Source organism: Jutongia sp. (assembly GCF_057878315.1).
Genome location: NZ_DBLXSO010000014.1, coordinates 1 through 25,822 on the forward strand (window position 1 = coordinate 1; position 25,822 = coordinate 25,822).

General features: G+C 46.3%; 17 protein-coding genes and 1 tRNA gene. 1 reads left to right on the top strand and 17 read right to left on the bottom strand.

The window, feature by feature from the left end; translation table 11 throughout:
- Positions 1-300: 300 nt before the first annotated feature.
- The 17 genes from ACZLMD_RS04865 to ACZLMD_RS04945 form a co-directional block, all read right to left on the bottom strand.
- Positions 301-3,759, bottom strand: a complete 3,459-nt coding sequence (locus ACZLMD_RS04865) for a DNA polymerase III subunit alpha (RefSeq protein ID WP_118559913.1) — start codon at positions 3,757-3,759, stop codon at positions 301-303.
- A gap of 72 nt (positions 3,760-3,831) precedes the next feature.
- Positions 3,832-4,092, bottom strand: coding sequence for an HPr family phosphocarrier protein (locus ACZLMD_RS04870; RefSeq protein ID WP_022305665.1), 261 nt, complete (start codon positions 4,090-4,092; stop codon positions 3,832-3,834).
- A 31-nt stretch (positions 4,093-4,123) separates the two neighbouring features.
- Positions 4,124-5,074, bottom strand: coding sequence for a DNA-binding protein WhiA (gene whiA, locus ACZLMD_RS04875; RefSeq protein WP_487601487.1), 951 nt, complete (start codon positions 5,072-5,074; stop codon positions 4,124-4,126).
- A 27-nt stretch (positions 5,075-5,101) separates the two neighbouring features.
- A complete protein-coding gene (rapZ, locus tag ACZLMD_RS04880) occupies positions 5,102-5,971 on the bottom strand; it encodes an RNase adapter RapZ (RefSeq protein ID WP_022305667.1) in 870 nt (289 codons plus the stop codon).
- A 120-nt stretch (positions 5,972-6,091) separates the two neighbouring features.
- Entirely contained in the window at positions 6,092-7,009 is a 918-nt protein-coding gene (gene murB / locus ACZLMD_RS04885; protein WP_118559911.1) for a UDP-N-acetylmuramate dehydrogenase, read from the bottom strand.
- A 154-nt stretch (positions 7,010-7,163) separates the two neighbouring features.
- Positions 7,164-7,237: transfer RNA gene (locus ACZLMD_RS04890), tRNA-Arg, on the bottom strand.
- 112 nt (positions 7,238-7,349) lie between these two features.
- Positions 7,350-8,828 (bottom strand): chromate transporter, encoded by a 1,479-nt coding sequence (locus ACZLMD_RS04895; protein WP_489495226.1) that lies wholly within the window; start codon positions 8,826-8,828, stop codon positions 7,350-7,352.
- Positions 8,829-8,896: 68 nt separating this feature from the next.
- Positions 8,897-9,694: a 3'(2'),5'-bisphosphate nucleotidase CysQ gene (gene cysQ / locus ACZLMD_RS04900; RefSeq protein WP_022305671.1), complete on the bottom strand. Its 798-nt coding sequence runs from the start codon at positions 9,692-9,694 to the stop codon at positions 8,897-8,899.
- A gap of 203 nt (positions 9,695-9,897) precedes the next feature.
- Positions 9,898-11,724, bottom strand: coding sequence for an adenylyl-sulfate kinase (cysC, locus tag ACZLMD_RS04905; RefSeq protein WP_022305672.1), 1,827 nt, complete (start codon positions 11,722-11,724; stop codon positions 9,898-9,900).
- Between the two features lies 1 nt (position 11,725).
- Complete coding sequence (gene cysD / locus ACZLMD_RS04910; protein ID WP_243100575.1) at positions 11,726-12,625, bottom strand: sulfate adenylyltransferase subunit CysD; 900 nt, start codon at positions 12,623-12,625, stop codon at positions 11,726-11,728.
- Between the two features lie 16 nt (positions 12,626-12,641).
- Entirely contained in the window at positions 12,642-14,570 is a 1,929-nt protein-coding gene (locus ACZLMD_RS04915) for an aryl-sulfate sulfotransferase (protein WP_489495227.1), read from the bottom strand.
- A 132-nt stretch (positions 14,571-14,702) separates the two neighbouring features.
- Positions 14,703-17,027, bottom strand: a complete 2,325-nt coding sequence (locus ACZLMD_RS04920; protein ID WP_118559955.1) for a Tex family protein — start codon at positions 17,025-17,027, stop codon at positions 14,703-14,705.
- A gap of 166 nt (positions 17,028-17,193) precedes the next feature.
- Complete coding sequence (locus tag ACZLMD_RS04925; protein ID WP_022305676.1) at positions 17,194-18,420, bottom strand: homoserine dehydrogenase; 1,227 nt, start codon at positions 18,418-18,420, stop codon at positions 17,194-17,196.
- A 22-nt stretch (positions 18,421-18,442) separates the two neighbouring features.
- A protein-coding gene (gene prfB / locus ACZLMD_RS04930; protein ID WP_482523359.1) for a peptide chain release factor 2 occupies positions 18,443-19,556 on the bottom strand; the annotation gives its coding sequence in 2 pieces (ribosomal slippage) (positions 18,443-19,480 and positions 19,482-19,556; 1,113 coding nt in all).
- A gap of 100 nt (positions 19,557-19,656) precedes the next feature.
- The gene (secA, locus tag ACZLMD_RS04935; RefSeq protein WP_022305678.1) at positions 19,657-22,221 is read right to left on the bottom strand and encodes a preprotein translocase subunit SecA; all 2,565 of its coding nucleotides are present in this window, start codon (positions 22,219-22,221) and stop codon (positions 19,657-19,659) included.
- 229 nt (positions 22,222-22,450) lie between these two features.
- Positions 22,451-22,978 carry a ribosome hibernation-promoting factor, HPF/YfiA family gene (gene hpf, locus ACZLMD_RS04940; protein WP_022305679.1) on the bottom strand — a complete coding sequence of 176 codons (528 nt, stop codon included), beginning with the start codon at positions 22,976-22,978 and terminating at the stop codon, positions 22,451-22,453.
- Between the two features lie 1,194 nt (positions 22,979-24,172).
- Positions 24,173-24,550 (bottom strand): RidA family protein, encoded by a 378-nt coding sequence (locus ACZLMD_RS04945; RefSeq protein ID WP_022305680.1) that lies wholly within the window; start codon positions 24,548-24,550, stop codon positions 24,173-24,175.
- A gap of 363 nt (positions 24,551-24,913) precedes the next feature.
- Here ACZLMD_RS04945 and ACZLMD_RS04950 point away from each other — a divergent pair, with 363 nt between their 5' ends.
- The gene (locus ACZLMD_RS04950; protein WP_243100574.1) at positions 24,914-25,759 is read left to right on the top strand and encodes a CvfB family protein; all 846 of its coding nucleotides are present in this window, start codon (positions 24,914-24,916) and stop codon (positions 25,757-25,759) included.
- Positions 25,760-25,822 lie beyond the last annotated feature (63 nt).

Here is a 25,822-nt window from a genome sequence, read left to right on the forward strand (position 1 = left end):
CCGAAGGGTGCAGATATAACACTCTATACAGATCAGCAGATCGCATATATCGAGCATTGGATAAATGCTTTTCCCCGGAAAATCTTTGGATTCCGGTCAAGCCGGGACATGCTCCGAGCAGAGCTTCAGCAATAACTTAAAATAATAGAATAATAAAACAAGCCATAGGATACCTATGGCTCATTGTCGTGTTCTATTGTGTAACATTCACAAAGAACAATGGTTACTGAAGCAAAGTTTTTTGGTTATATTTAACAAAGATTTAGTTATTTTCTAATTTCCTCTTGCAATCTTCCGATCCTACAACTTTCTCTCCTTCAATGCACTTTCCACAAAATCTTCCAGTACATTTTCGCGGATGACCTGTCTTGCGTTGACATTGCGTCCCGGCGGAAGCTTCTTCATCTGCCTCTCCTCCTCCAGATAAACAATGATCTGATCCGTTCCGTCATATGGAGATAATTTCTCATATAGCTGTGGTTCCTTCTGTTCAAAATCTTCTTTATTTTTAAAACGAAGCCACAGCTCGCATGGAATCATGGAAAATGGAATGATATCCCTTGCAATGATCTTGCCGTCACGGTCGCCGCCCATGTCAGCGCGTCCTCTGATAAACACCTTGGTATCTTCCTGACACAGCTCCTTTTTCTTGCTGTAAATGTCAGGGAACATCAAAACCTCTACAGCACCGTACATATCCTCCAGCGTCAGATATGCCATCAGCTTATTGGTCTTTGTCGTCTTGACGGTTCTTGCCGTGATCATTCCACCGATCACAACATTTTGCTGATGTTCGATCCTCTCCGGCTCCTGACCGGTTTCCTCCTCGCTCTGCCGTACGAAATCCCTGGAGGTACAGGTGGAATTCTGCCGGATCAGAGAAACATATTCCTCAAGCGGATGACCGCTGATATAGATGCCAAGCACTTCCTTCTCATAAGCAAGAAGGTCTTCCTTTTCAAACTCCTCAAGATTCGGGTACGTCACCTCATTTGCATGCTCCAGATCTTCATCTCCCATATCAAACAAAGACAGCTGACCGGACATCGAATCCTTTTTCTCACGATTCACACTGCTTAACATGCTCTGGTAAACCTGAAGCTTCTGTCTCCGGTTGCCCTCCATGCCATCAAATGCACCTGCCTTAATAAAACTTTCCAGACTGCTCTTATTGACCTCCTTGCTGGTCAGACGCTTCATGAAATCCTGCATGGAGCTGAACGGACCACCACGCTCACGCTCCTGCACAATATTGTTGATCACGCCGGAGCCAATTCCCTTGATTGCCGAAAGCGCATAGCGTATTTTACCGTTGGATACAGAAAAATAACTGTAGCCTTCATTGACATCCGGCGGCAGGATCTCAATTTCCATCCGCCGGCACTCCATCACATACTCGACAATCTTTCCTGTATTTTCCTTAACGGAGGTCAGCAAAGATGCCATAAACTCTACCGGATGATAGCATTTCAACCATGCTGTCTGGAAAGTGACCATTCCATATGCAGCCGCATGGGATTTATTAAATGCGTATGCGGCAAAGCTGATCATTTCATCGTAGATCTTATTAGCAACTTCCTCCGGAATGCCATTGGCGATACATCCCTTTACGCCCTCTTCCTCATTACCGTACACAAAGTTCTGGCGTTCCGCCTCCATGACCGTTGCTTTCTTTTTGGACATGGCTCGACGCACCAGATCACTTCGTCCATAACTGTAGCCGGCGAGACTACGGACAATCTCCATAACCTGCTCCTGATAAACGATGCAGCCGTAGGTGGTTGCCAGGATCGGCTCAAGCTGCGGACAGTCATAATGAATGCTCTCCCGGTTGCTTCTTCCCTCCAGATACTGCGGAATAAAGTCCATCGGACCCGGACGGTACAGGGAGATACCGGCGACAATTTCCGCCATGCTTTCCGGCTGCAGCTCCTTCATGAACTGCTTCATCCCGGAGCTCTCAAGCTGGAAGATTCCCTCGGTGCGTCCGCTCGAGATCAGCTTCCATACATTCTCATCCTCCAGATCCAGATGCAGCATATCCTCATCGCTCATGCCACACATTCCGGCAGCATTCTGCACAACCGTCAGCGTACGAAGACCAAGGAAATCCATTTTCAGAAGACCAAGCTCCTCCAACGTTGTCATCGTGTACTGCGTTGTGACATTGCCCTCTGAGCCCTTGGATAACGGTACAAAATGATCCACCGGCTCCGGTGCGATCACAACACCTGCCGCATGGATCGAGGTATGCCTCGGAAGCCCCTCCAGCTTCTGGGCCATGTCGAGCAGATACTTTGTCTGCTCATCCGTCTCATAGAGCTGACGAAGATCCGGTATATTTGCAATTGCCTTAGCGATCGTAATATCCTTCTCCATCGGAATAGACTTGGCGATCGTATCCACATAGGAATACGGCATATCAAGAACCCTGCCGACATCACGGATCACTCCTCTTGCCGCCATCGTACCAAAGGTGACAATCTGCGCCACATGATCTCTGCCGTATTTGCGGGTTACATAATCGATGACCTCCTGCCGTCTCTCATAACAAAAATCCACGTCGATATCGGGCATGGTCACACGCTCCGGGTTTAAGAAACGCTCAAACAGGAGATCAAACGCCAGCGGATCGATATTCGTGATCTCCAGACTGTATGCCACAATACTTCCGGCAGCAGAGCCACGTCCCGGTCCTACCACGATTCCCTGCTCTCGCGAATAGTGGATGAAATCCCACACGATCAGGAAATAATCCACAAATCCCATATTCTTAATGGTATTTAACTCGTAATCCAATCTCTCCTGAATCTCCGGGGTCACATCCTCATAGCGCCGCTTGATTCCTTCATAACAAAGATGCTTCAAATACTCCCATGATGTGTATCCCTCCGGCACATCAAATTTCGGCAGCTTATATTTTCCAAATTCAATCTCTACATGACAGCGCCCGGCGATCTTTCCGGTATTCTCCACCGCCTGCAGCGCATATGGGAAAAGCGCCCTCATCTCCTCCTCGGATTTAAGGTAAAACTGACCACCCTCGTATCTCATACGATCCTCGTCCTGTACCTTATGCTGTGTCTGGATACAAAGCAAAATATCATGCGGCTCCGCATCCTCGGCACGGATATAATGCACATCGTTAGTCGCAACAAGCTCCAGCCCCGTCTCCTGACTCATGCGCAAAAGCCCCTGATTAACGATCTTCTGCGCATCAATACCATGATCCTGAAGCTCAAGATAGAAATGATCCGGTCCGAAGATCTCCGACAGACGCAGTGCTTCCTTCTTGGCTTCCTCATAAAAGCCCTGACGCAGATTCGACGCAACAACGCCCGCCAGACAGGCACTGAGCGCAATGATGCCCTCATGATATTTCTCGAGCACCTCCGCATCCACTCGCGGCTTATAATAAAACCCCTCCGTAAACCCGATAGAGACAATCTTCATCAGATTGGCATACCCAAGATCATTCTCTGCCAGAAGCACCAGATGGTTATATCGATCCTCCCCCCGGACATTCTCCCGATCAAAGCGCGACCCCGGTGCCACATAAACCTCACAGCCGATCACCGGATTGATTCCTTCCTTTTTCGCCGCCCGGTAGAAATCAATCACCCCATACATATTGCCATGGTCGGTAATGGCGATATTCTCCATGCCAAGTTCCTTCGCCCGGCTCATCAGCTCGCCGATCTTACAGGAGCCATCTAACAGAGAATACTCTGTATGCAGATGCAAGTGTGCAAATCCCATAATCCCAAATCCTTCCTTATAAAGCCAAAAAGCCGTCTGATACAAGATCAAACGGCTTACTATGTTCTACAATTATGCCTGTGATGTGCTCAGATACTTAACAATGTCGTCCATCGCATTCTGCTCGTCATCTCCATTGGCAGAAACAACAACTTCCTCACCTGCTGCGAGTCCGAGTGTCATCATTCCCATGATACTCTTGGCATTGACCTTCTTGTCCTCTACCTCAACATAAATGCTGCTGGAATACTGGCTTGCTACCTGAACAAGAACAGCAACCGGTCTTGCCTCCAGACCACTCTGAATCTGAATTTTAATTTTTTTTGTAATCATGGTTACATTTCCTCCTTTTTGAACAAGAACATTAATTTTGCTCCCTCAATTCATCTGCAATATTTCCCAATTTGCGCAGCCGGTGATTGACTCCCGATTTCCCGATCGGTGGCTGAAGCATCTCTCCCAGCTCCTGTAACGAAGCATCCGGATATTCCAGACGCAGCTCTGCCGTTTCCCGCAATCCCTTTGCAAGCTTTCGTAACCCCATATTACATTCTATATACCTGATATCCTCAATCTGCTTCGCCGCTGCAGCAACGGTTTTCCCAATATTCGCCGTCTCGCAGTTGACCTGACGATTCACAGAGTTGCGAACCTCCTTCACAATCCGTATATTTTCAAAGTCCATCAGCGCCACATGTGCCTCCACGACATTCAAAAAATCAACGATCTGTGATCCTTCCTTTATGTATACCACAAAATACCTTTTCCGTTTGACGATCTTGGCTTCCAATTCAAAAAACGCCAGAATCTCCTTAATAAAAGAAGCAAACCCCTCCGAGAGAACTGCAAACTCAAGATGGTATGCTTTCTCCGGATCCGACAATGAACCGGCAGACAGAAACGCCCCCCTCAAAAAGGCACGCTTACAACAGGCATTTTGAATGAGACGATGCTGCTGTCCCAGACAATCCCCTGTAACTACTCCCTGTTCATTCATCAATTTCAATGCTTTCAGTATAGATATAATCGCCTGCTGCCCGGTGACATCAATATAATACTCCCGAACCTCACCGTGAATATTATGGTTTCTGACACGAACATCAACCGGATTATGAAATACACTAACTAATAACATATAAGATTTTCGAGCGACTGTCAAGTTTTCTGTCCGTATTTCCAGATATTCGCCCCCATCATCTCGGCGGCGTATCCTTCCATTCAGATCAAACAGCGCTGCAAGCTCAGCAATCTGACAATGTCTTGCTGCCGAAAGCTGTTTTAAAAGCTCCTGCTTTACCTTGCCGGAAAATGACATATCCTTTCTCATTTCAGCAAACCCTTCTCACTTTCCCTGCTTCCTGTCCTTCTCGATATCACGGTGCTCCACCTTAATACTGTACGGAAGCTGCTTCATGTGCTTTGCCAATGCATTGACGATCGTCACGGAGCGGTGCTTTCCTCCGGTACAGCCAATGCTGATAACAAGCTGATTCTTGCCCTCGAGAATATAATTTGGGATCAAAAATTCCACCATCTCAAAAAGCTGCTTTTCAAAGGTAACCGCCTGTGGCGACGACATGACGTAATCATACACCGGACGGTCATTGCCTGTCTGTGGCTTAAGATCCGGTATATAATATGGATTCGGCAGGAATCGCACATCAAACACAAGATCGGAATCCTCCGGAATGCCATATTTGAAGCCAAACGACAGGATTGTCACAAAAAAGCTCTCGTATTCTTCCTTGCCAAGGAATATCTTATCAATCTCCTGCTTGAGATCGCGCACCAGCATATGACTGGTATCTAAAATATAATCCGCTCTCTTCTTGAGCGGCGCAAGCTCTTCTCTCTCCGCCTCGATCGCCTTGTCCACACGCCCCTGCAGTGCCAGCGGATGGTTACGTCTCGTCTCCTTATACCGCTTGATCAACACGGAGCTGTCTGCTTCCAGAAACAGGATTTCATAACGGATCCCTGCTATAAGCATCTCATCCAGTGTATCATCCAGCTCTGAAAGCCCCTGCTGATTACGGATATCAATACCGATCGCCACCTTGTCCAGACTGTTCTCCTCAAGCATCATTCCCGTCATACGCGGGATCAGACGAACCGGAAGATTGTCCACACAAAAGTACCCCATATCCTCTAACATTTTCATTACGGAATTTCTACCGGCACCGGACATTCCCGTCACTATCACAAATCGCATCGTTATCCTTCTCTTTCCCAATCTGTATCCGGTTCGCCGGCTCACACCTGTTCCGGTACAAATTTGATCGTATTATACTTATTCCACGGATTACTCTCCGCCTTTGACCCCTGCATCATATTATCCAAGTCTCTTTACTTCAAGCTCCAGTTCTACTCCAAACTGCTCATAGACGGCTTTCTGCACATGTTCGATCACCTGCATCGCGTCATGGCAGGTTCCCTTTCCGACATTCACCACAAAGCCGCTGTGCTTCTCGGAAACCATGACATCACCGCAACGGTAGCCTTTCAATCCGGCATCCTGGATCAGCTTTCCGGCAAAATAGCCCTCCGGTCTTTTAAATGTACTTCCCGCACTTCCGTACTCCAACGGCTGCTTTTCTCTTCGCTGTGCATTGAGTTCACGCATCTTCTCCTGAATCTGCTCTGTATCGCCATCCTTAAAAGCAAAATCGGCAGACAGCACGATCAGCTCCTGTTCCTGGATCACGCTATGGCGGTATGAAAGATCCAACTCCTGCGCAGAGAGTTCTCTGATCTGTCCTTCCATATCCATCACCCGGACAGACACGATCACGTCCTTGATCTCCCCTCCATAGGCACCTGCATTCATCGTTACTGCACCACCGAGCGTCCCGGGAATCCCACCTGCAAATTCAAATCCTGTCAACCCCTTTCCGGCCGCCTGCATCGCTGCTTTGGAAAGAAGTACGCCACTTCCGGCTTTCATGAGCGTCTTACCGTCCGATGTCTTTTCTTCTACAAAGGAAATTTCATCGAAGCCCCGCAGAGAGATCATAACACCACGGTAGCCCTCATCTGCCACCAGAAGATTACTGCCATTGCCAAGAATAAAAAACGGAGTATCCGTCCGCCGGCATGCACAGACAAGGCCGGCAAGTGTCTGCTCATCTCCGGTCTCCACATAATAGTCTGCCGGTCCGCCGATACGGAATGTTGTATGTGATGACATCGGCTCATCCCTGTGAACATGCTCTGCCCCGGCAATCTCCTGTAATTTTTCATATTGAATCATATTTTCATTCCTTCCATCCAGATCACTGCAAACAAAAAGCTTTTGACTTCCATATTATCATGCCGGAGTCAAAAAGCATTATACAATATCAAAACAACAAGTTCTTTACATTGAAAAAATCCTTGCTGCGAATACCCGCTGCAAGGATTCATAGCGTGCGCGAGAAGATTCGAACTCCCGGCCTTCTGATCCGTAGTCAGACGCTCTATCCAGCTGAGCTACGCGCACAAATTATCTCTCGTACTTCACATCTCTGTTCCGTACTTGAGATATTATATATTAGCTTTTCAAAAAATGCAAGCCCTTTTTTTAATTTTTTTTATTTATTTTTCTTACAGGCTTAAAACAAAAGGATTGCCACGTTACCAAGAACGAGTGTTGCCACGATGGAACACAGGATCAGCATACCGTTTTTCTTGCGGAGAACATACAGCAGGATCAGGTTCATCCCATAGATCAGCGCAGAGATACCGAGAGCGATCCATGCCGGGCAGCCAAGCTTTGCCCCGGTACTGATATTCTGTGAGAAAAGGGACAGCATAACTGTCAGCAGGGTACCTGCAATGATCGGACGGATCCAGCGGCTCAGCAGCCGGAATACGCTGAGCGATTCAAAGCATTCATAAATATGGGATACCAGACAGAATACTCCGCCGGACGCCATAACACTGCATGCAAATCCGGCCAGTGCCACAAGGCAGCCTGCCGGAATGCTTCCGCTGCTCATCTCAAAGCCCAGCAGATAACCAATGCCGGACAAGGTCTTACACAGAATAGATCCCGGAAGAAGATTGACTAACGGTACCAGATGACCATAAAAGTCAGCCTTCTCAACAATTCCGGAATTGACAAACATACCGTCCGCAACAGACAGATACGCATCACCGCCTCCAAAGGAAAGGATGGAGGAAAGAAAGCCCTGTCCCAGAAATTCCAGAACATGTCCGCCATATAACAGTGCCGGTACAGAAAGCACCGCAAAAAACAGGATCCATGCCATCTCCTCCTGAAGCATCCTTTTCGGAGAAATTATCTTTTTCTGTCCATCATCCAAAATGCTGCGAACCAGTCCCCAGACTGCCAGAATCACCATCACTGCCCGAAGTCCGTTATAAATATAAGTCTCATACGGCAGATCAAAGCTTAGACATGCAATATATCCCAGGATCAGCACACCGGAAACTGTCAGATTCTTCCGGGTAAACTTGCAGTGTGTGTACAAAATACCAAACATCGACACGCCGAGCACCTGCAACGTTGACAGATGTACGATCGGCGTTCCTTCGAATCCCAGGATTCCATACACTGCTTTCCCGCAGGTCAGCAAAAATACGCCCACCAGGATTACAACCGCACGCTTCCAGCGCCCCTTACTCTCTGCCCGCGCCTCTGCCAAAGTCTTTCTGGAATATTCGGTAAGCAGACATGCAATAAATGCGGAGATACCTATCGAGAGGATCTCTATCTGTGTCAGTACACTTGAATGAAGACGTGACATTGCGACAAGCATTGCCACCGTGATCAGTGCTCCCGGAAATGCAAGCATCAGTGCAGATACTATCATTCCGCCGACACCATATGCCCGCTTGCCAAGTCCGGTGGAAATCTCCATCGGCAGCGCTCCGGGTGTGATGCTTGCCACTAATACATCCTTATTAAACTCTTCCTCCGTGACAAGCTTCCTCTCCTCAACCACTTCTTTTTCGATAACCGGAATCAGAGCACTTCCGCCGCCAAAACCGATAAATCCGATTTTTAAAAGCGCAAGCATCATACCAAATTCACTCTTAAAATCTTTTTTGTTTTTTTCAGTTTTCATGGTATCTCTTCCTCCGTTTCGTTTTGTATTCCATATAGGCTTTGTACCTTAAATATCTCTTGATAAGCTTACTTTGCGTCAAGCTCCAGCTTATTCTTCATGGAGTTGATAATGTAAAAGCCCTTTGCATTCAGACTGTCCTCACGGTTGTAAAGCATCGGGGTATCATCCATCTGACGAAAGACAGCTCCGGCTTCCTCCACGATACACTGCATCGCTGCCGTATCCCACTCCATCGTCGGATTAAAACGGTAATACACCTCCGCATCGCCTTTTGCCACAACACAGCCCTTTAAGGAGCTTCCCATCTTCACAAAATTACTGATCTGATACTTCTCCAAAAGCTGATCCATCTGCTCACAGCCATGGGAGCTGCTCATCACCATACGCAGCTCTTTCATATCCGTACAGTCGGATACCTGAAGCTTCTCCCCCTTTTTATCCTTCGTGTCAAGAAATGCGCCCTGACCCTGTGCCGCATAATATAGCTCACCTGTCACAGGTACATAGATCACACCCATAATGGAATGATGCCGGTAAGACAGTGCAATATTAACCGTAAACTGACCATTTCTCTTGATAAACTCCTTGGTTCCGTCCAATGGATCTACCACGAAGCAGTAATCGTTCTCCAGGCGGGACAGATCATCCTTCTCCTCCTCGGAAAGGATTGCATAGTCCGGAAATGCTTTCTTAAGCGCATCCACAATAATACGGTTTGATGCCTTGTCCGCTGCTGTAAGCGGCATATCTCCATCCTTATAAGTAATCTGCATATCCTCGGCATTCTCATAAACATCCATGATTGCATAACCTGCCTGTACCGCAGCTTCCTTTGCCACAGCAAGCTCTTTTTCCAAATCCATATATTTATCCTCCGTTTATATCATTTTCAATATGATTCATTATAAAATATATTATTTATCATATATATTCTTAACTACAAAGAGGTTTGGCTGCCGGAACAGCCAAACCCTCTTTTATCGTTTTCATACTAATCATACTACATTACTATGAATATTGCAACCTGTTTTTAATTTTTATCGTCGATCCATTAAAATCCCCCGGATTACAGATACTTCTTCAGCTCTTCCATCAGGTAATCTACAGATTCCTCAACCGTCATACCGGTTGTATCAATCGTGATCTCCGGATTCTCCGGTGCCTCATAAGGACTGGAAATACCTGAGAAGTTTGGAATCTCACCGCTGCGGGCTCTCTTATAAAGACCCTTGACATCTCTTCTCTCACACTCCTCAAGAGGTGTGCTGATGTAGATCTCGATGAAATTGTCATTACCGATGATATCTCTTGCACTGCGGCGGTCACTTGCAAATGGGGAAATAAAGGATGTCAGTGTGATCAATCCGGCATCATTCATCAGCTTGGCAACCTCAGCCACACGACGGATGTTCTCGATACGATCCTGCTCCTTGAAACCAAGGTTCTTGTTCAGTCCCATACGAACATTATCTCCATCCAGAAGCATTGTATGCTTGCCCTGTGCAAAGAGTCTCTTCTCTACCTCATTGATCAGAGTAGACTTTCCGGCTCCGGACAGACCTGTCATCCAGATTGTCTTCGGCTCCTGTCCCTTCTGCTGTGCACGAAGATCTCTTGTGATGTCCATATTATGCCATGTCAGGTTGTCATCACGGCGAAGCGGATGCTCAACGACACCACATGCAGATGTCATATTGGTGATACGATCGATCAGAACGAAACCGCCAAGTTCCTTATGATGCTTGAACTCATCGAATACGATCGTGTCAGAGCAGGCAATGTCACAGCAGGCAATCTCGTTCTTATAGAGCTTATCTGTCTGAACATGGGTACCTTCATTGACATCAACCTTATACTTGATATTCATAACAACAGCAGGCACCATCTTGGTTCCAAGCTTCAGGAAATAGTTCTTTCCTGCTACAAGCTTATTATCATCCATCCACAGAAGAGTGGATGTAAACATCTTATTGGTATGCAGATTCACATCCTTACAGAGCATACAGCCTCTGGATACATCGATTTCTGTATCAAGCTGGATCGTTACTGCCTGACCCTTGGAGGCATTGTCAACCTCCTTATTTGTATTAAGGATGCTCTTTACCTGAGCTGTCTCACCACTTGGCAGAGAGGTAATCTCATCTCCGACGTGAATCTCGCCAACCTCAACCTGTCCCTGAAAACCACGGAAAGTGCGGTCCGGACGGCTTACACGCTGTACCGGCATAACGAAACCTGTCTCGTCGGAGTGATCGGTAACATCGATCGTCTCCAGATAATTCTGAAGAGTACCACCCTTGTACCAAGGTGTCTTTGCAGACTCCGTCGTAATATTATCACCAACTGTTGCAGATACCGGAATAATATGCATTGTCTCGAAATCATACTCTCCGGTCATGATCTTGATCTGCTTTGCAATATTCTTAAACTCATTCTCATCGTAATCAATAAGATCCATCTTATTGACCGCATAAACAACATGCTTGATACCCATCAGTGCGCAGATACGTGTGTGGCGTCTTGTCTGAACCAGAACGCCCTTGGAAGCGTCCACAAGGATAACCGCCAGATCTGCGAAGGATGCACCAACCGCCATGTTACGGGTATACTCCTCATGACCCGGTGTATCTGCTACGATAAAGCTTCTCTTTTCTGTCGTAAAATAACGATATGCAACATCGATCGTGATTCCCTGCTCACGCTCTGCCATCAGTCCGTCAAGCAGTAAGGAGTAATCAATTGCACCACCGGTACTTCCCACTTTACTATCAAGCTCCAATGCCTTTTCCTGATCCGCGAAGATCAGCTTAGCATCATAAAGCATATGTCCGATCAGTGTGGACTTTCCGTCGTCTACACTACCACATGTAATAAATTTCAGTAAACTCTGCATCTTAGAAATACCCCTCTCTCTTTCTTCTTTCCATGCTGCCTGCCGCCTCATTATCAATAACACGGCTGGTTCTCTCGGAAGATACTGCACTCAATGTCTCCTCAATGATCTCATCCAGTGTCTCTGCATCAGATTCTACACCACCGGTCAGCGGATAACATCCTAATGTACGGAAACGAACCTTCTTCATAACCGGCTTCTCGCCTTCCTTCAGACGCATTCTGTCATCGTCCACCATAATGATGTTGCCATCACGATAAACAACCGGACGCTCCTTGGCAAAATAAAGGGATGGAATCTCGATATTCTCCTGACGGATATACTGCCAGATGTCCTTCTCTGTCCAGTTGGAAAGAGGAAATACTCGCACCTCTTCACCCTTGAACAGCTTTGTATTGTATAACTTCCACATCTCCGGACGCTGGTTCTTCGGATCCCATGCATGTGCGGAATTACGGAATGAGAAGATACGCTCCTTGGCACGGGATTTCTCTTCATCACGTCTGCCACCACCGAATGCTGCTGTAAATTCATACTTGTCCAGTGCCTGCTTCAGTGCCTGCGTCTTCATGATATCTGTATATGCAGAACCATGATCAAATGGATTAATTCCCTGCTTTACACCTTCCTGATTGGTATATACAATCATATCCAATCCATATTTCTTTGCCATTTTATCACGGAACTCGATCATTTCGTGGAATTTCCATGTGGTATCCACATGAAGAAATGGGAAAGGCGGCTTCTCCGGATAAAATGCCTTCAATGCAAGATGAAGCATTACCGAACTATCCTTTCCAATCGAATACAACATAACCGGCTTTTCACACTCAGCTACAACTTCACGCATAATGTAAATCGCCTCAGCCTCCAGCTCTTCCAAATGTGATAATTGATTCATTGTTTTCCTCCATATATTATTCTTGTTGTGATCTTTCCACTCTGATCTCATTTTTCAGATGGTAGATCTGATTATCAAATTCTACATATACCTGATATTCACCAAGCTCCAGCTGGTCTAACGCCATGCAGAAGCTTTCCTTGCGCGGTCTGGTCTCCAGCCCCTCAAAGCACTGAACATACGACTGCGTTTCGCCGATCAGATAAACATTCTGGACTGTTCCCGGACAAAAAGCAAACAAAAACAGCGTATCACTCACCCGGATATTCCCAAAATATCTCTTCTTGAGCTTCTCTGCAACAGCCTCCGGCGGGGTCTCCCCATTCACAGACTTATACAAAGCCGGCGGTGCAATGGTTCCCTTTACGGCATCCAGATCATGCTCCAGCGGCACAGAATAAGCCTCTATATCCGGCTTAAACTCCCATGCACTCCGGTAGCGCTTACACAGGCGCAGTCTGTTGATCATCCTTCCGGTCTGACCATCCAGTTCCTCGATACATGCCTTCAGATTGTCGGAACGTCTCATCAGCATTCCTGACAGAGATAATATTCTGTCACTCTCCTGCCGGTAAAAACATCCTGCATCCCTCTGGCTCTTCACCACAGCAATGCTACGTTCCTTCTGAAAACTCTTTCGGACCGGATCGATATTATAAAAGTCAATCCGTGAATCATCATCTGATTCCGCTCCCTCTGCGGGAACATTTCCCTTATTCTGTATACAGTACAGGCGGAGTTTTAAGCTTCCATCCTCCTGTACCTGAATATCCGGGCTTTCCGGCATATAGCCATCCATCTTCTCCCGATCCACAGACTTCAAAAGCTTGTCCGCAAGCACAGTGCCTCTCCAGATCGACTCCGGAGCCAGTGCCCAGTTGACGGACTGCTTCTCCCAGTCGATCGACAATACCGTATGATACCGTCTCATTGTTAAGATCAGCTGTCCCTGCACATACTGCATACCGCTCGCAACAATCCAGTTGCCCTCGATACGATACTTATCTCCCAGCAGATCCTGAAGCAGACACTTCTTTCGGATCTGTCCGGTATTCCTGTCCAGTTCGATAATGCAGTCATCGGCATAGCCTTCCTCTGACGCCGTCAGCAGGAACAGGGAATCCCCATTCTGCGCCGCATACCGTCCAACCGGATAATCCAGCACATAGGTCTGATACACTCTGCCCATGTAATCCATCTCATGATACCGGCAGGCTCTGATGCTTCCGTTCGCCGCCATACAGTTCACAGTGGCATCCACATAAAGAAATCTGCCGTTTTCTAATGGGATCATACCCGTCTGATCCGTCTTGATCTGCAGCGAATAGCGTACCTCTCCATTCTGGTCAAATACCACCGGTTTAAACCGGAATCCGTTTACAAGAATGAATGGAAAGCAGGAAGACTCTGAATGCTCTACCTTTGTCACGATATTCTGCTGTCCGAGCGGAATATCTCTTGTGTAAATCCTTAAATCTCTTCGCTGGTACACCTCTCCTGCACTGTCGATCAGTTCCAGGATCAGTTTATTGGTATATCCTTTATAAAGTCCCATGATCGGGACACGATGTCTCGTCGTCATGCGGGTCTCGCCAACAAAATCCGTCCCCTCCGTCTTGCCGAGGATCCGATAACGCACCCTGTATTCCTTCGGTGTATTGAACAGAAGCATGGCTGTCTGTACCGATGCACCATAGGGATTCGGGATCACAAGCAGGTGACGAAAACTGAAAATGCGGTCATCCAGAATCTGCTCAAATGCCATATCACGAACCTGACTCTGCCACGCTCTCGGCATCTCCTTTCGAAACGGAGTGTATATCCGCTTTTCACGGTCGATCTGAAATTTATTGCGGTAATTCAGATCCAGCTTTCTTAAATCTTCATCGCTGTAGGTTGTCTTTGTCGCATTTTTAATGTCAATGCGTCTTCCAAATATTCCCACTGATATTATCGTGCAATTGTGTCATTTTTATGAAAAGATCACTTCGGATCCTTCAAAACACACCGCACTCCTCCTTCCAAGTGATTATAACATATTCCCTCAGTAAAAAGCAAAAAATTAGTCATTTTCTGTTTAAAGTTTCATAGTCAGCTGGATTCTCTGTTTTTTCAGATCCACACTCATCACCTTGACATCAACAATATCTCCGACACTGACAACATCCAACGGGTGCTTCACAAAGCCTTTGTCCGACAACTGGGAAATATGAACAAGACCGTCCTGATGCACGCCGATATCCACAAAAGCACCGAAATCAATTACATTGCGCACGGTTCCTTTCAGGATCATCCCCTCCTTCAAATCCTTCATTTCAAGAACATCTGTGCGAAGGATCGGTTTTGGCATTTCATCACGCGGATCTCTTGCCGGTTTTTCCAATTCCTTCACAATATCCTCCAGCGTGATCTCGCCTATTCCAAGCTCCTGTGCCATTTTCTTTTTGTCATGGATACGACCGGCAATTCCCTTTACGCCGGCTTTCTTAATATTCTCTGCAGGCTTTTCCTCAGCAAACTCCGGCCGGCTCTCGCCAAACGCCTTTGCAAATGCGGCACCAAATGCAGAACCGGTATTACGGACAACAAATTCTTTCTTTTTCTTTGTTTTTGGAGCCACGCCACGCTTTCCTGTATTGGCTTTGGCGATCTCACCCTGCAGTTTTTTGACCTCTTCCATCGTCATATCTAACTTCTCCAGAAGCTGTCCTGCTGCCTGATAAGACTCCGGATGCACACTCGTTGCATCCAACGGATTGTCTCCATCCGGGATACGCATAAAGCCCGCACATTGTTCAAACGCCTTCGGACCAAGCTTTGCCACCTTAAGCAGCTGCTTCCGATTCGTAAAACGACCGTTTTCCTCGCGGTATGTGACAATATTTTTCGCAATCGTCTTGGAAATACCTGATATATATTCCAACAGGGAAGCGGATGCCGTGTTCAGATCTACTCCTACTTTATTCACACAATCCTCCACAACACCGGTAAGCGTCTCCGACAGCTTTTTCTGATTCATGTCATGCTGATACTGTCCTACACCGATCGACTGCGGATCGATCTTCACAAGCTCTGCCAGCGGATCCTGGATTCTTCTTGCAATGGATGTGGCGGATCGTTGTCCTACATCAAAGTTCGGGAACTCCTCCGTTGCCAGCTTACTTGCAGAATAAACCGATGCCCCCGCCTCATTGACGATCACATACTGTACCGGTTTCTTAATTTCCTTTAGCATCTCGGCAATGATCTGCTCGGATTCTCTGGATGCCGTTCCGTTTCCGACGGAGATCAGGGAAATATCATACTTGTCAATCAGCTTTTTGACAACCCGCTTCGCTTCATCGACCTTGTTCTGTGGTGCTGTCGGATAGATAACCGTAGTATCCAATACCTTTCCGGTCGGATCCACAACCGCCAGCTTACAGCCGGTACGAAATGCCGGATCCCATCCAAGCACTGTTTTGCCGGCGATCGGCGGAGCCATTAAAAGCTGCTCCAGATTTTTTCCAAAGACACGGATTGCTCCATCCTCAGCCTTCTCTGTCAGTTCATTGCGCACTTCTCTCTCGATCGCCGGTGCGATCAGGCGCTTGTAGCTGTCCTCCACCGCTTCCTCAAGTACTGCTTCGGTATTCGCATTGTCTCCGGCGATCACCTTCTTGTGAAGATACTGCAGAATCCGCTCTTCCGGCGCGATCAGCTTTACAACAAGGATCTTTTCTTTCTCGCCCCGGTTTAACGCAAGCACACGGTGTCCTGCGATCTTGCTGACCTGCTCCTGAAACTCATAATACATTTCATAAACAGACTGCTCTTTCTCGTCCTTTGCAGTGGATGTAATCACACCTTCCTCCATGGTGAGCTTACGGATATATATACGATAATCCGCCTCATCGGAAATCTGCTCCGCAATAATATCCCGCGCACCGTCAATAGCATCCTTTACACTATCAACGCCCTTCTCCTCCGAAAGATACATCTGTGCTTCCTCTTCCAGACTTTTCACTGTCTCCTGTGCCATAATGATCTGTGCAAGACCATCAAGCCCCTTCTCTTTGGCGATTGTTGCTCTCGTTCTTCTCTTCGGGCGGTACGGACGATACAGATCATCCACAACAACCTGTGTCTGTGCTTCCAGAATCTGTTTTTTCAACTCCTCTGTGAGCTTTCCCTGTTCCTCAATACTTGCCAGTACCTGCTGCTTCTTCTCCTCGAGATTGCGCAGATACGTCAGTCGTTCGGAGAGATTTCGAAGCTGCTCATCATCCAGCGAACCGTGTGCCTCCTTACGGTAACGGGCAATAAACGGAATCGTATTGCCTTCATCGATCAATTTAATGACCGATTCAACCTGCCACTCCTTAATCTTTAATTCTTCTGCAATCTTCTTCTGAATATTCATTTTAATCTCCATGAAAGAAAGCGACTGATTCCAGTCGCTTTCCATACTCTCTATCCTGTTTTACGCGACAACATATGTAACGGTGCTAATTTCAGGGAAATCCCCTGTAGACACCGCAGATTGCTGCACTGTTATGCAGTCTCCAAATTCCTGCAGGGCAGGTCTGTTATGCAAGACCGGTCTGATCAACACGGATCTTGTTAATGACCCCCTCCAGCTGCTCTGCAGCCTTCTGGTACTCGCCCTCGCTCATCTCTTCCGTAACAAACGCAAACTCATCATCATATCCTGCATCAACCATCTTGACATTGCCAAACAGTTTCTTCACCTTGTCAGACTTCTGTGCTTTGATGCCGCTGACACGGACAAAGAATACATTTCTTGCATCCTCTGCTGCCACCAGATCAAGCTTCTCTGCATCCCAAAGTGTAATGATATTGACACCTGCATGCTTTGCCGCATCCATGACATCAGAGACAACAGCACTTGCAGTTGCAAGCTTTCCTGCTCCCTGACCGTAGAACATAACATCTCCGACCATATTTCCTTTTACAAGGATCGCATTAAATACGCCGTCTACGCTATAAAGCGGATGCTCCGGATAAATAAGCTGTGGAGCAACCATTGCACTGACCTTATCGCCAACCTTCTTGCTGGAGCCAAAAATCTTTACCTTTGCTCCCATCTTCTTTGCATATGCGATATCACGGTCTGTGATCTTTGTGATACCCTCTGTATAAATATCCTCGAAATCGAGCTGCTTACCATATGCCAGAGAGGTAAGGATCGCAATCTTACGACATGCATCATATCCCTCCACATCAGCTGTCGGATCCTTCTCAGCATATCCCTTGTCCTGTGCATCCTTCAATACGGAATCAAAATCCGAGCCCTTCTCTGTCATCTCTGTCAGAATATAGTTCGTTGTTCCGTTTAAGATACCGGAGATCTCGAGGATCTCATCCGGTGCAAGGGATGTCTTTAATGGGCGGATGATCGGAATACCACCGCCTACACTTGCCTCAAAGAGGAAGTTGATGTTCTTTTCCTCTGCCAGTGCTAAAAGCTCCGGACCATATGCTGCCACCAGTGCTTTATTGGAGGTACATACGCTCTTGCCGTTCTCCAGACATTTTCTGACAAATTCATAGGCAGGGTGAACTCCTCCCATGGTTTCTACAACAATAGAAATCTCCGGGTCATTTGCAATGATCTCAAAATCATGTACCAGTACCTTTTCAACCGGGTCTCCCGGGAAGTCGCGCAGATCCAGTACATACTTTACTGAGACATCCTTGCCAACTCTCTTTGCAATGATGTCCTTATTCTTATCAAGGATCTCCACTACTCCAGAGCCTACTGTTCCATAACCTAATACTCCTACTTTTACCATGATCGTCCTCCATCCATTTGTCTTAGTGATTTGTTTTTGTGATCCATGCAAGATATGCATTGATAAACGGATCAATATTACCGTCCATCACACCCTGCACATTGGATATTTCTTCGTTCGTTCTGTGATCCTTTACCATTGTATATGGCTGCATTACATATGAGCGGATCTGGCTTCCCCAGCCGATCTCTTTTGACTCGCCGCGGATACCGTTTGCCTTTTCCTGCTGCTCCTGCTGCTTTAAGATAAACAGCTTTGCTTTCAGCATCTGCATTGCTTTATCCTTGTTCATATGCTGGGAGCGCTCATTCTGACACTGTACCACGATACCGGTCGGATAATGCGTGATACGGATTGCCGATGACGTCTTATTAATATGCTGTCCGCCGGCACCGCTGGAGCGGTATGTGTCGATACGGATATCATCGTCTGCGATCTCAATGTCAAGCTCCTCCTCAATATCCGGCATAACATCGCAGGACACGAATGAGGTCTGACGCTTTCCTGCCGCATTAAACGGCGAGATACGAACCAATCTGTGAACGCCATGCTCCGATTTCAGATAACCGTAAGCATTCTCACCATTGATCTGCAAAGTAACAGACTTGTAACCTGCCTCGTCACCATCCAGAAAATCGAGCATCTCAACCTGAAAGCCTCTTTTCTCAGCCCATCGCTGATACATACGGCACAGCATGCTCGCCCAGTCGCAGCTCTCGGTGCCGCCGGCACCTGCATGAAGCGTCAGGATGGCATTATCCTTGTCGTATTCTCCGCACAGAAGCGTCTCAATACGGATGGCTTCGTATTCCTTGCAGAATTCATCATAGCTCTCCTGCACCTCCGGAACCATATCCGTATCGTTCTCCTCCTCTGCGATCTCAATAAGCATCAGCATGTCTTCCCTGTCTGCACAGAGCTTCTCGTAGCGCTCGATCACATCCTTCAGATGCTTACTTTCCTGTACTATCGCTGTAGACTTCTCGGGATTATCCCAAAATCCCGGTTCTTCCATTGTCTTATCCAGCTCTTCAACCCGGTCTTTTTTGTTAGCCAGGTCAAAGTGAATCCCCCATCTCTAACAATGGCTGGGCATAATTTGCCAGGGACTGTTTGATCGCATCAAACTCAACCATCTTATTCACCTCTTTCTTTCCCTTTAAAATATTATGATGTTGGAGGCAAAAGTCATTTGCCCCTGCATCATATTATCTCTCTATCCTTGTCGCTGTGTCATTAATATTTTCTGCCACAACACTGCTTATACTTCTTACCGCTTCCACACGGACACGGATCATTTGGCTGGATCTTCTTACTTGTTCTCTTCTTCGGAGCCTTCGCAACAGACTCATCCTTATTGGTTCCTGTCGCCTTGGCAACCTGTTCTCTCTCAACCTTCTGCTCAATCTTGATATGAGTCAGAACCTTGATCGTCTCCTCTGCAATAGAATCAATCATCGCATCGAACATATCAAAACCGGCAAACTTATACTCAACAACAGGATCTCTCTGTCCATATGCCTGGAGACCGATACCCTGACGAAGCTGATCCATATCATCAATATGATCCATCCACTTGCGGTCAATAACCTTTAACAGGATAACACGCTCTACCTCTCTGAACTGCTCCGGCTCAGGGAACTCAGCCTCCTTCGCCTCATATACCTTAACAGCCTCTTCCTGAAGCTGTTCGATCAGCTCAGCCTTTGTACCATGCTTCTTCTGCTCCTCTGTCAGCTCAATTCTCTTAAGCGGAACAACCGGCAGAAGCACATTATTCAGCTCATCGATATCCCAGTCCTCTGCACTCTGTTCTTCACCGATCACATGGCTGACAAGCTTCTCCACCTGCTCCTTTAACATGCTCAGGATCGTATCACGCATATTCTCGCCATCCAGAACCATACGGCGCTCCTTGTAGATGACTTCTCTCTGCTCATTATTGACCTGATCAAACTCTAACAGATTCTTACGAATACCGAAGTTGTTACCCTCGATCTTCTTCTGTGCGCTCTCGATCGCACTGGAAAGCATTTTATGTTCTACCTGCTCACCGTCCGGCATTGCATCAAACAGCCCCTTGATACGATCGGAACCGAACAGACGCATCAGATCATCCTCAAGAGAAATATAGAAACGGGACTCACCCGGATCTCCCTGACGACCTGCACGACCACGAAGCTGGTTATCAATACGGCGGGACTCATGACGCTCTGTACCGATGATCTTAAGACCACCGAGCTCCTTTACACCCTCGCCAAGCTTAATATCCGTACCACGACCTGCCATGTTTGTTGCGATCGTTACAGCGCCCATCTGTCCGGCATCGGCGATAATCTCTGCCTCGAGCTCATGGAACTTCGCATTTAATACCTTGTGCGGGATTCCCTTCTTCTGAAGCATCTGACTGAGCATCTCTGAGGTATCGATCGTGATCGTACCCACCAGTACAGGCTGTCCCTTCTCATGTGCCTGTACAATATCAGCAACAACTGCATTGAATTTATCCTTCTTGGTCTTGTAAACCGCATCATCATAGTCAATACGTGCTATCGGAAGATTGGTTGGAACCTCAATAACATCCATACCGTAAATATCACGGAACTCCTTCTCCTCTGTCAATGCAGTACCGGTCATACCGGACTTCTTCTCATATTTATTAAAGAAGTTCTGGAATGTGATCGTAGCGAGCGTCTTGCTCTCACGCTTCACCTTCACATGCTCCTTCGCCTCAATTGCCTGATGCAGACCATCAGAGAAACGACGTCCCGGCATAATACGTCCGGTAAACTCATCGACGATTAGTACCTCATCATCCTTTACTACATAGTCCTTATCTCTTGCCATCAGAGAATGTGCACGCAGTGCAAGGTTGATATTGTGCTGCAACTCCAGATTGTCCGGATCTGCCAGGTTATCAACACCAAAGAAACGCTCCGCCTTGCGGACACCCTCTTCTGTGAGGTTCGCATTCTTCTCCTTCTCATCTACAACGTAATCACCGGTCTCCTGCTCATCCTCTGCCATCAGGATATCCATCTTGGAAAGCTCCTTGCGGGTACCTCTGGTCAGCTGCTTCACAAAAATATCACATGCCTCATAAAGCTTTGTGGACTTTCCGCTCTGTCCGGAAATGATCAACGGCGTACGAGCCTCATCGATCAATACGGAATCGACCTCATCGATAATCGCATAATGAAGCTCTCTCTGTACAAGATCCTTCTTATAAACAACCATGTTATCACGAAGATAATCAAAACCAAGCTCGTTGTTCGTCGCATATGTGATATCGCAGTTGTATGCGTCACGTCTCTCATCATTATCCATGGAGTTTAAGATCACACCGACCGTGAGACCAAGGAACTCATGTACCTTTCCCATCCACTCCGCATCACGCTTTGCGAGATAATCATTGACCGTGACAATATGAACACCCTTGCCCTCCAGTGCATTCAGATATGCCGGAAGTGTTGATACCAGTGTCTTACCTTCACCGGTACGCATCTCTGTGATACGCCCCTGATGGAGGATCACACCACCGATCAACTGTACACGATAATGTCTCATATTTAAAACACGCGTTGCAGCCTCTCTGACTGTCGCAAATGCCTCAACCAGAATGTCATCCAGTGTCTCGCCATTCGCCAGTCTCTCCTTAAACTCCGGAGTCTTTGCCTGCAGTTCTTCATCGCTCAGCGCCTCATATTCAGGAGCTAACGCTTCGATTTTATCTACAATCGGTGTAATTCGTTTCAGCTCGTGCTGGCTATGAGTGCCAAAAATCTTTGTAAATAAGCTCATATTATAACCTTACCTTTCCAATACCTGCTCCCGATCGCAGGAAAATATAATTTCAGATAATTCCGAAATTACACTCAAGTATAGCATTTTTCACATTTATAAGCAACTTTTATTTTACGACACGGCGCTGAAGCATTCTGCAGCCACACAAAAAACGGGTATCCTTTCCGGATACCCGTCTGTATATCATACACCCCACTGTATAATACCTTTCTTATATCACCATCGTCTAGAACTCCGGCTCGATCAGACCATATGTATTACCTTTTCTCTTATATACAACATTCACCTCGTCGGTAGAAGCATTGCGGAATACATAGAAACTGTGTCCGAGAAGCTCCATCTGCAGACATGCCTCCTCAGCCTCCATCGGCTTCATGGCAAATCTCTTGGAGCGGATGATCTTGATCTCCTCGTCATCCTCAATATCCTCTTCTACAAATGCCTTGCTCAGGCTGACTGCTGACTGCTGCTGATCGACAATCTTGTTCTTATATTTACGGAGCTGACGCTCAATAATCTCTTCTACAAGATCAATAGATACATACATATCATCGCTGACCTGCTCTGCTCTGACGATATTGCCTTTCATTGGGATGGTAATCTCTATCTTCTGTCTCTCCTTCTCTACACTCAGGGTCACATGAACTTCTGTCTCTGGTGTGAAATATCTCTCCAGCTTGCCGAGCTTGTCCTGAACGGCAGCCTTCAATCCTTCTGTTACGTCGATGTTCTTACCACTGATAATATACTGCATAAGTCCCCAACTCCTTTACTGTTTAGAATGGTTATATTATACTACACTACCCCGCAATTTGCAAGCAAAAATGAACAAATTGCACAAAAGCATATTCGAACTTCTCTCTCAATAACGTATCGCCGATGCCGATCATATTTCTTATGACGAACAATTTTGAATATGATTTTTGCCTTTTCAATATTTTAAAGCTCTGGAAGGCTGTGTTTGAAAATTGTCTTGTCGTTCTACGGTTTTCGAAAAATCTAAATGCTTTGCTGTTTCGATGTGTGATGAACGTGTCTTCCCGTACTCGCCTCAGGGTGGGATTCAGATGTTTCAAAGGGCACTTGCGCTCGCCACTACTTGCGCCTTGTTGTTTAAGGTGCTATGTAGTGCTGCGTAGCGCAGTGTAGCGGGAGCGTGCCCGCTGAAATAACTGAGCCCACCCAGGAGGCTCAGTCGTCCGGACACGTATTTCATCGAAACATTGCAAAGCAAAGATTTTTCAGAAAACCTAACGATCTGCGTCAATTTTCAAACACAGCCTTCCAGAGCAGTTAAACTTCAATGGCAAAAATCATAATGATATATCCTGATCATAAGAAATATGACCGGCACGTACATACTTTCCGGAAGAGAAGTTTGAATATTAAAGGGGATCATCGTTTAATTGTCACACAATTTGTCTGTCAAGATATTTTTCTGTTTTTTATATTTTTATCCTTTTTCACAAAACAAATTTTCTTGTTGACAACTATTTTTTTGTGTAAAAAATGGGTAAAAATTGTGGACAATGTGGATAACTTCGTGAATAACTCCATTTTTCCACATATTTTTCTTCCACAAAATGTGGATAACTATTCACATTTATCTCTTATCTTTGACATTTCTACTAATATAAACTCGTTTGTTTGTGCAATATGTACAATATATCCATTGTCAATCATTTTTTTCGAAAACAAATTGTCTTTTTTATCCACAAATTGTCTGACAATTCATCATTCTTATCCACATTAAGCTTCCCGCTCTCCTCATATATGCAGGAACAAAAGGGCAAAACCAGCGTTTTGCCCTCCAAGAATTACTTCGCAATTCTCGTTGGCATTCCACCACGTTACGAGCATTTTCCTATACCGGAACAAAAAAGGATGCCGGAAAATCGTATCATTTCCGACACCCTCAGGAGTCTGTTTGTATTGATGCTTAAATGAATTATTTTGCTGCAATTGCCTCGATCTCAATCAACACATCCTTCGGCAGGCGTGCTACCTCTACGCAGGAGCGTGCCGGATATGGCTCCGGGAAATATTTTCCGTATACTTCGTTGATCTTTCCGAAATCATCCATGTTCTTGATGAATACCACTGTTTTGATCACCTTGTCCATAGAGCTTCCTGCTGCCTCGACAAGATTTTTCAGATTGCCGATTGCCTGATCCGCCTGCTCTGCTGCTGTTGAACCAACAATCTCTCCGGTTGCAGGATTTACAGGGATCACTCCTGATGTGTACACAAGACCATTTACCTCGATTGCCTGTGAATATGGTCCGATTGCTGCCGGCGCCTTATCTGTACTGATTACGTTCTTCATCTTATCCTCCATTCCGCCCACAACCTTCTGTCGTCATGGGACCCCAAATTTCTTATCCATACGGATCTGTTCAGCCAACCCTGCCGGGTCGCTTCCGTTTCAAAGTATAACACGTTTCCATTTAGGATTCAAACCATACCTTACACATGGTCGAAAAAGTAAAAATAGAAGGATCGTAAAATAACCAAAAATCATTTCGGACAGCTTAGCTTCCAATATCTAAGCTGTCTTTTTGTTCTGATTTTATTATCTTCCTCTTTCCCATTTTTTCTTCTTATGGTATGATTATCAAGGTTATAAGGGAACTTTCCATTATCATTGTGAAAGTCCGGGTAAATCATCAAAAACGAAACGAGGATTATTATGTCTGAAAAAATACAACTTGGAAAAACACAGGAACTGATCGTGGTGAAAACCACAGACTTCGGAGTCTATCTTAATACGCCGGGCGGTGAGGATACGGATAAGATTCTTCTGCCAAAGGCGCAGGTTCCAAAGGGAACCCAGCTTAAGGATGCTTTGACGGTATTTGTATACCGTGATTCTGAGGATCGACCGATCGCTACCATGGAGGAGCCGGAGCTTGAATTAGGAGGCGTTGCCCGCCTAAAGGTAAAGGAAGTAACGAAGATCGGTGCTTTTCTGGAAATGGGACTTTCCAAAGACCTTCTTCTTCCCTTCAAGCAACAGCTTTACAAGGTAGAGCCGGGAGATGCCGTACTGGTAACGATGTATCTTGATAAGAGTGAGCGTCTCTGCGCATCCATGCATGTCTATGACCGCCTGCGAAACGATTCGGACTATCAGAAGGATGACGAGGTGTTTGGACGCGTCTATGAGATCAGCGACAATTTCGGTGTCTTTGTTGCCGTAGATGACAAATATTCCGCTCTGATCCCGAAGAAGGAAGTATTTGAGAAATATCGTATCAATCAGCCGGTCTATGCACGTGTCTCACAGGTTCTGGAGGACGGCAGATTGTCACTCAGTGTCAAGAAAAAGATTCCGGAGCAGATGGAAGAAGATGCCGAATTTATCCTGCATCGTCTGGAAGATGCCGATGGTTTTCTGCCATATCACGACAAGAGCGCGCCGGAGGAGATCAAAGCACATTTCCATATGAGTAAGAATGCGTTCAAGCGTGCGATCGGACGTCTGATGAAGGAGGGCTATATCACCATCGGTGATGACGGCATCCGCATGAAATAGTACAATTTTTCCTATATCCTAAATAAGGACGAGCTTATGTCAATCATATGCCCGTCCTTTTGT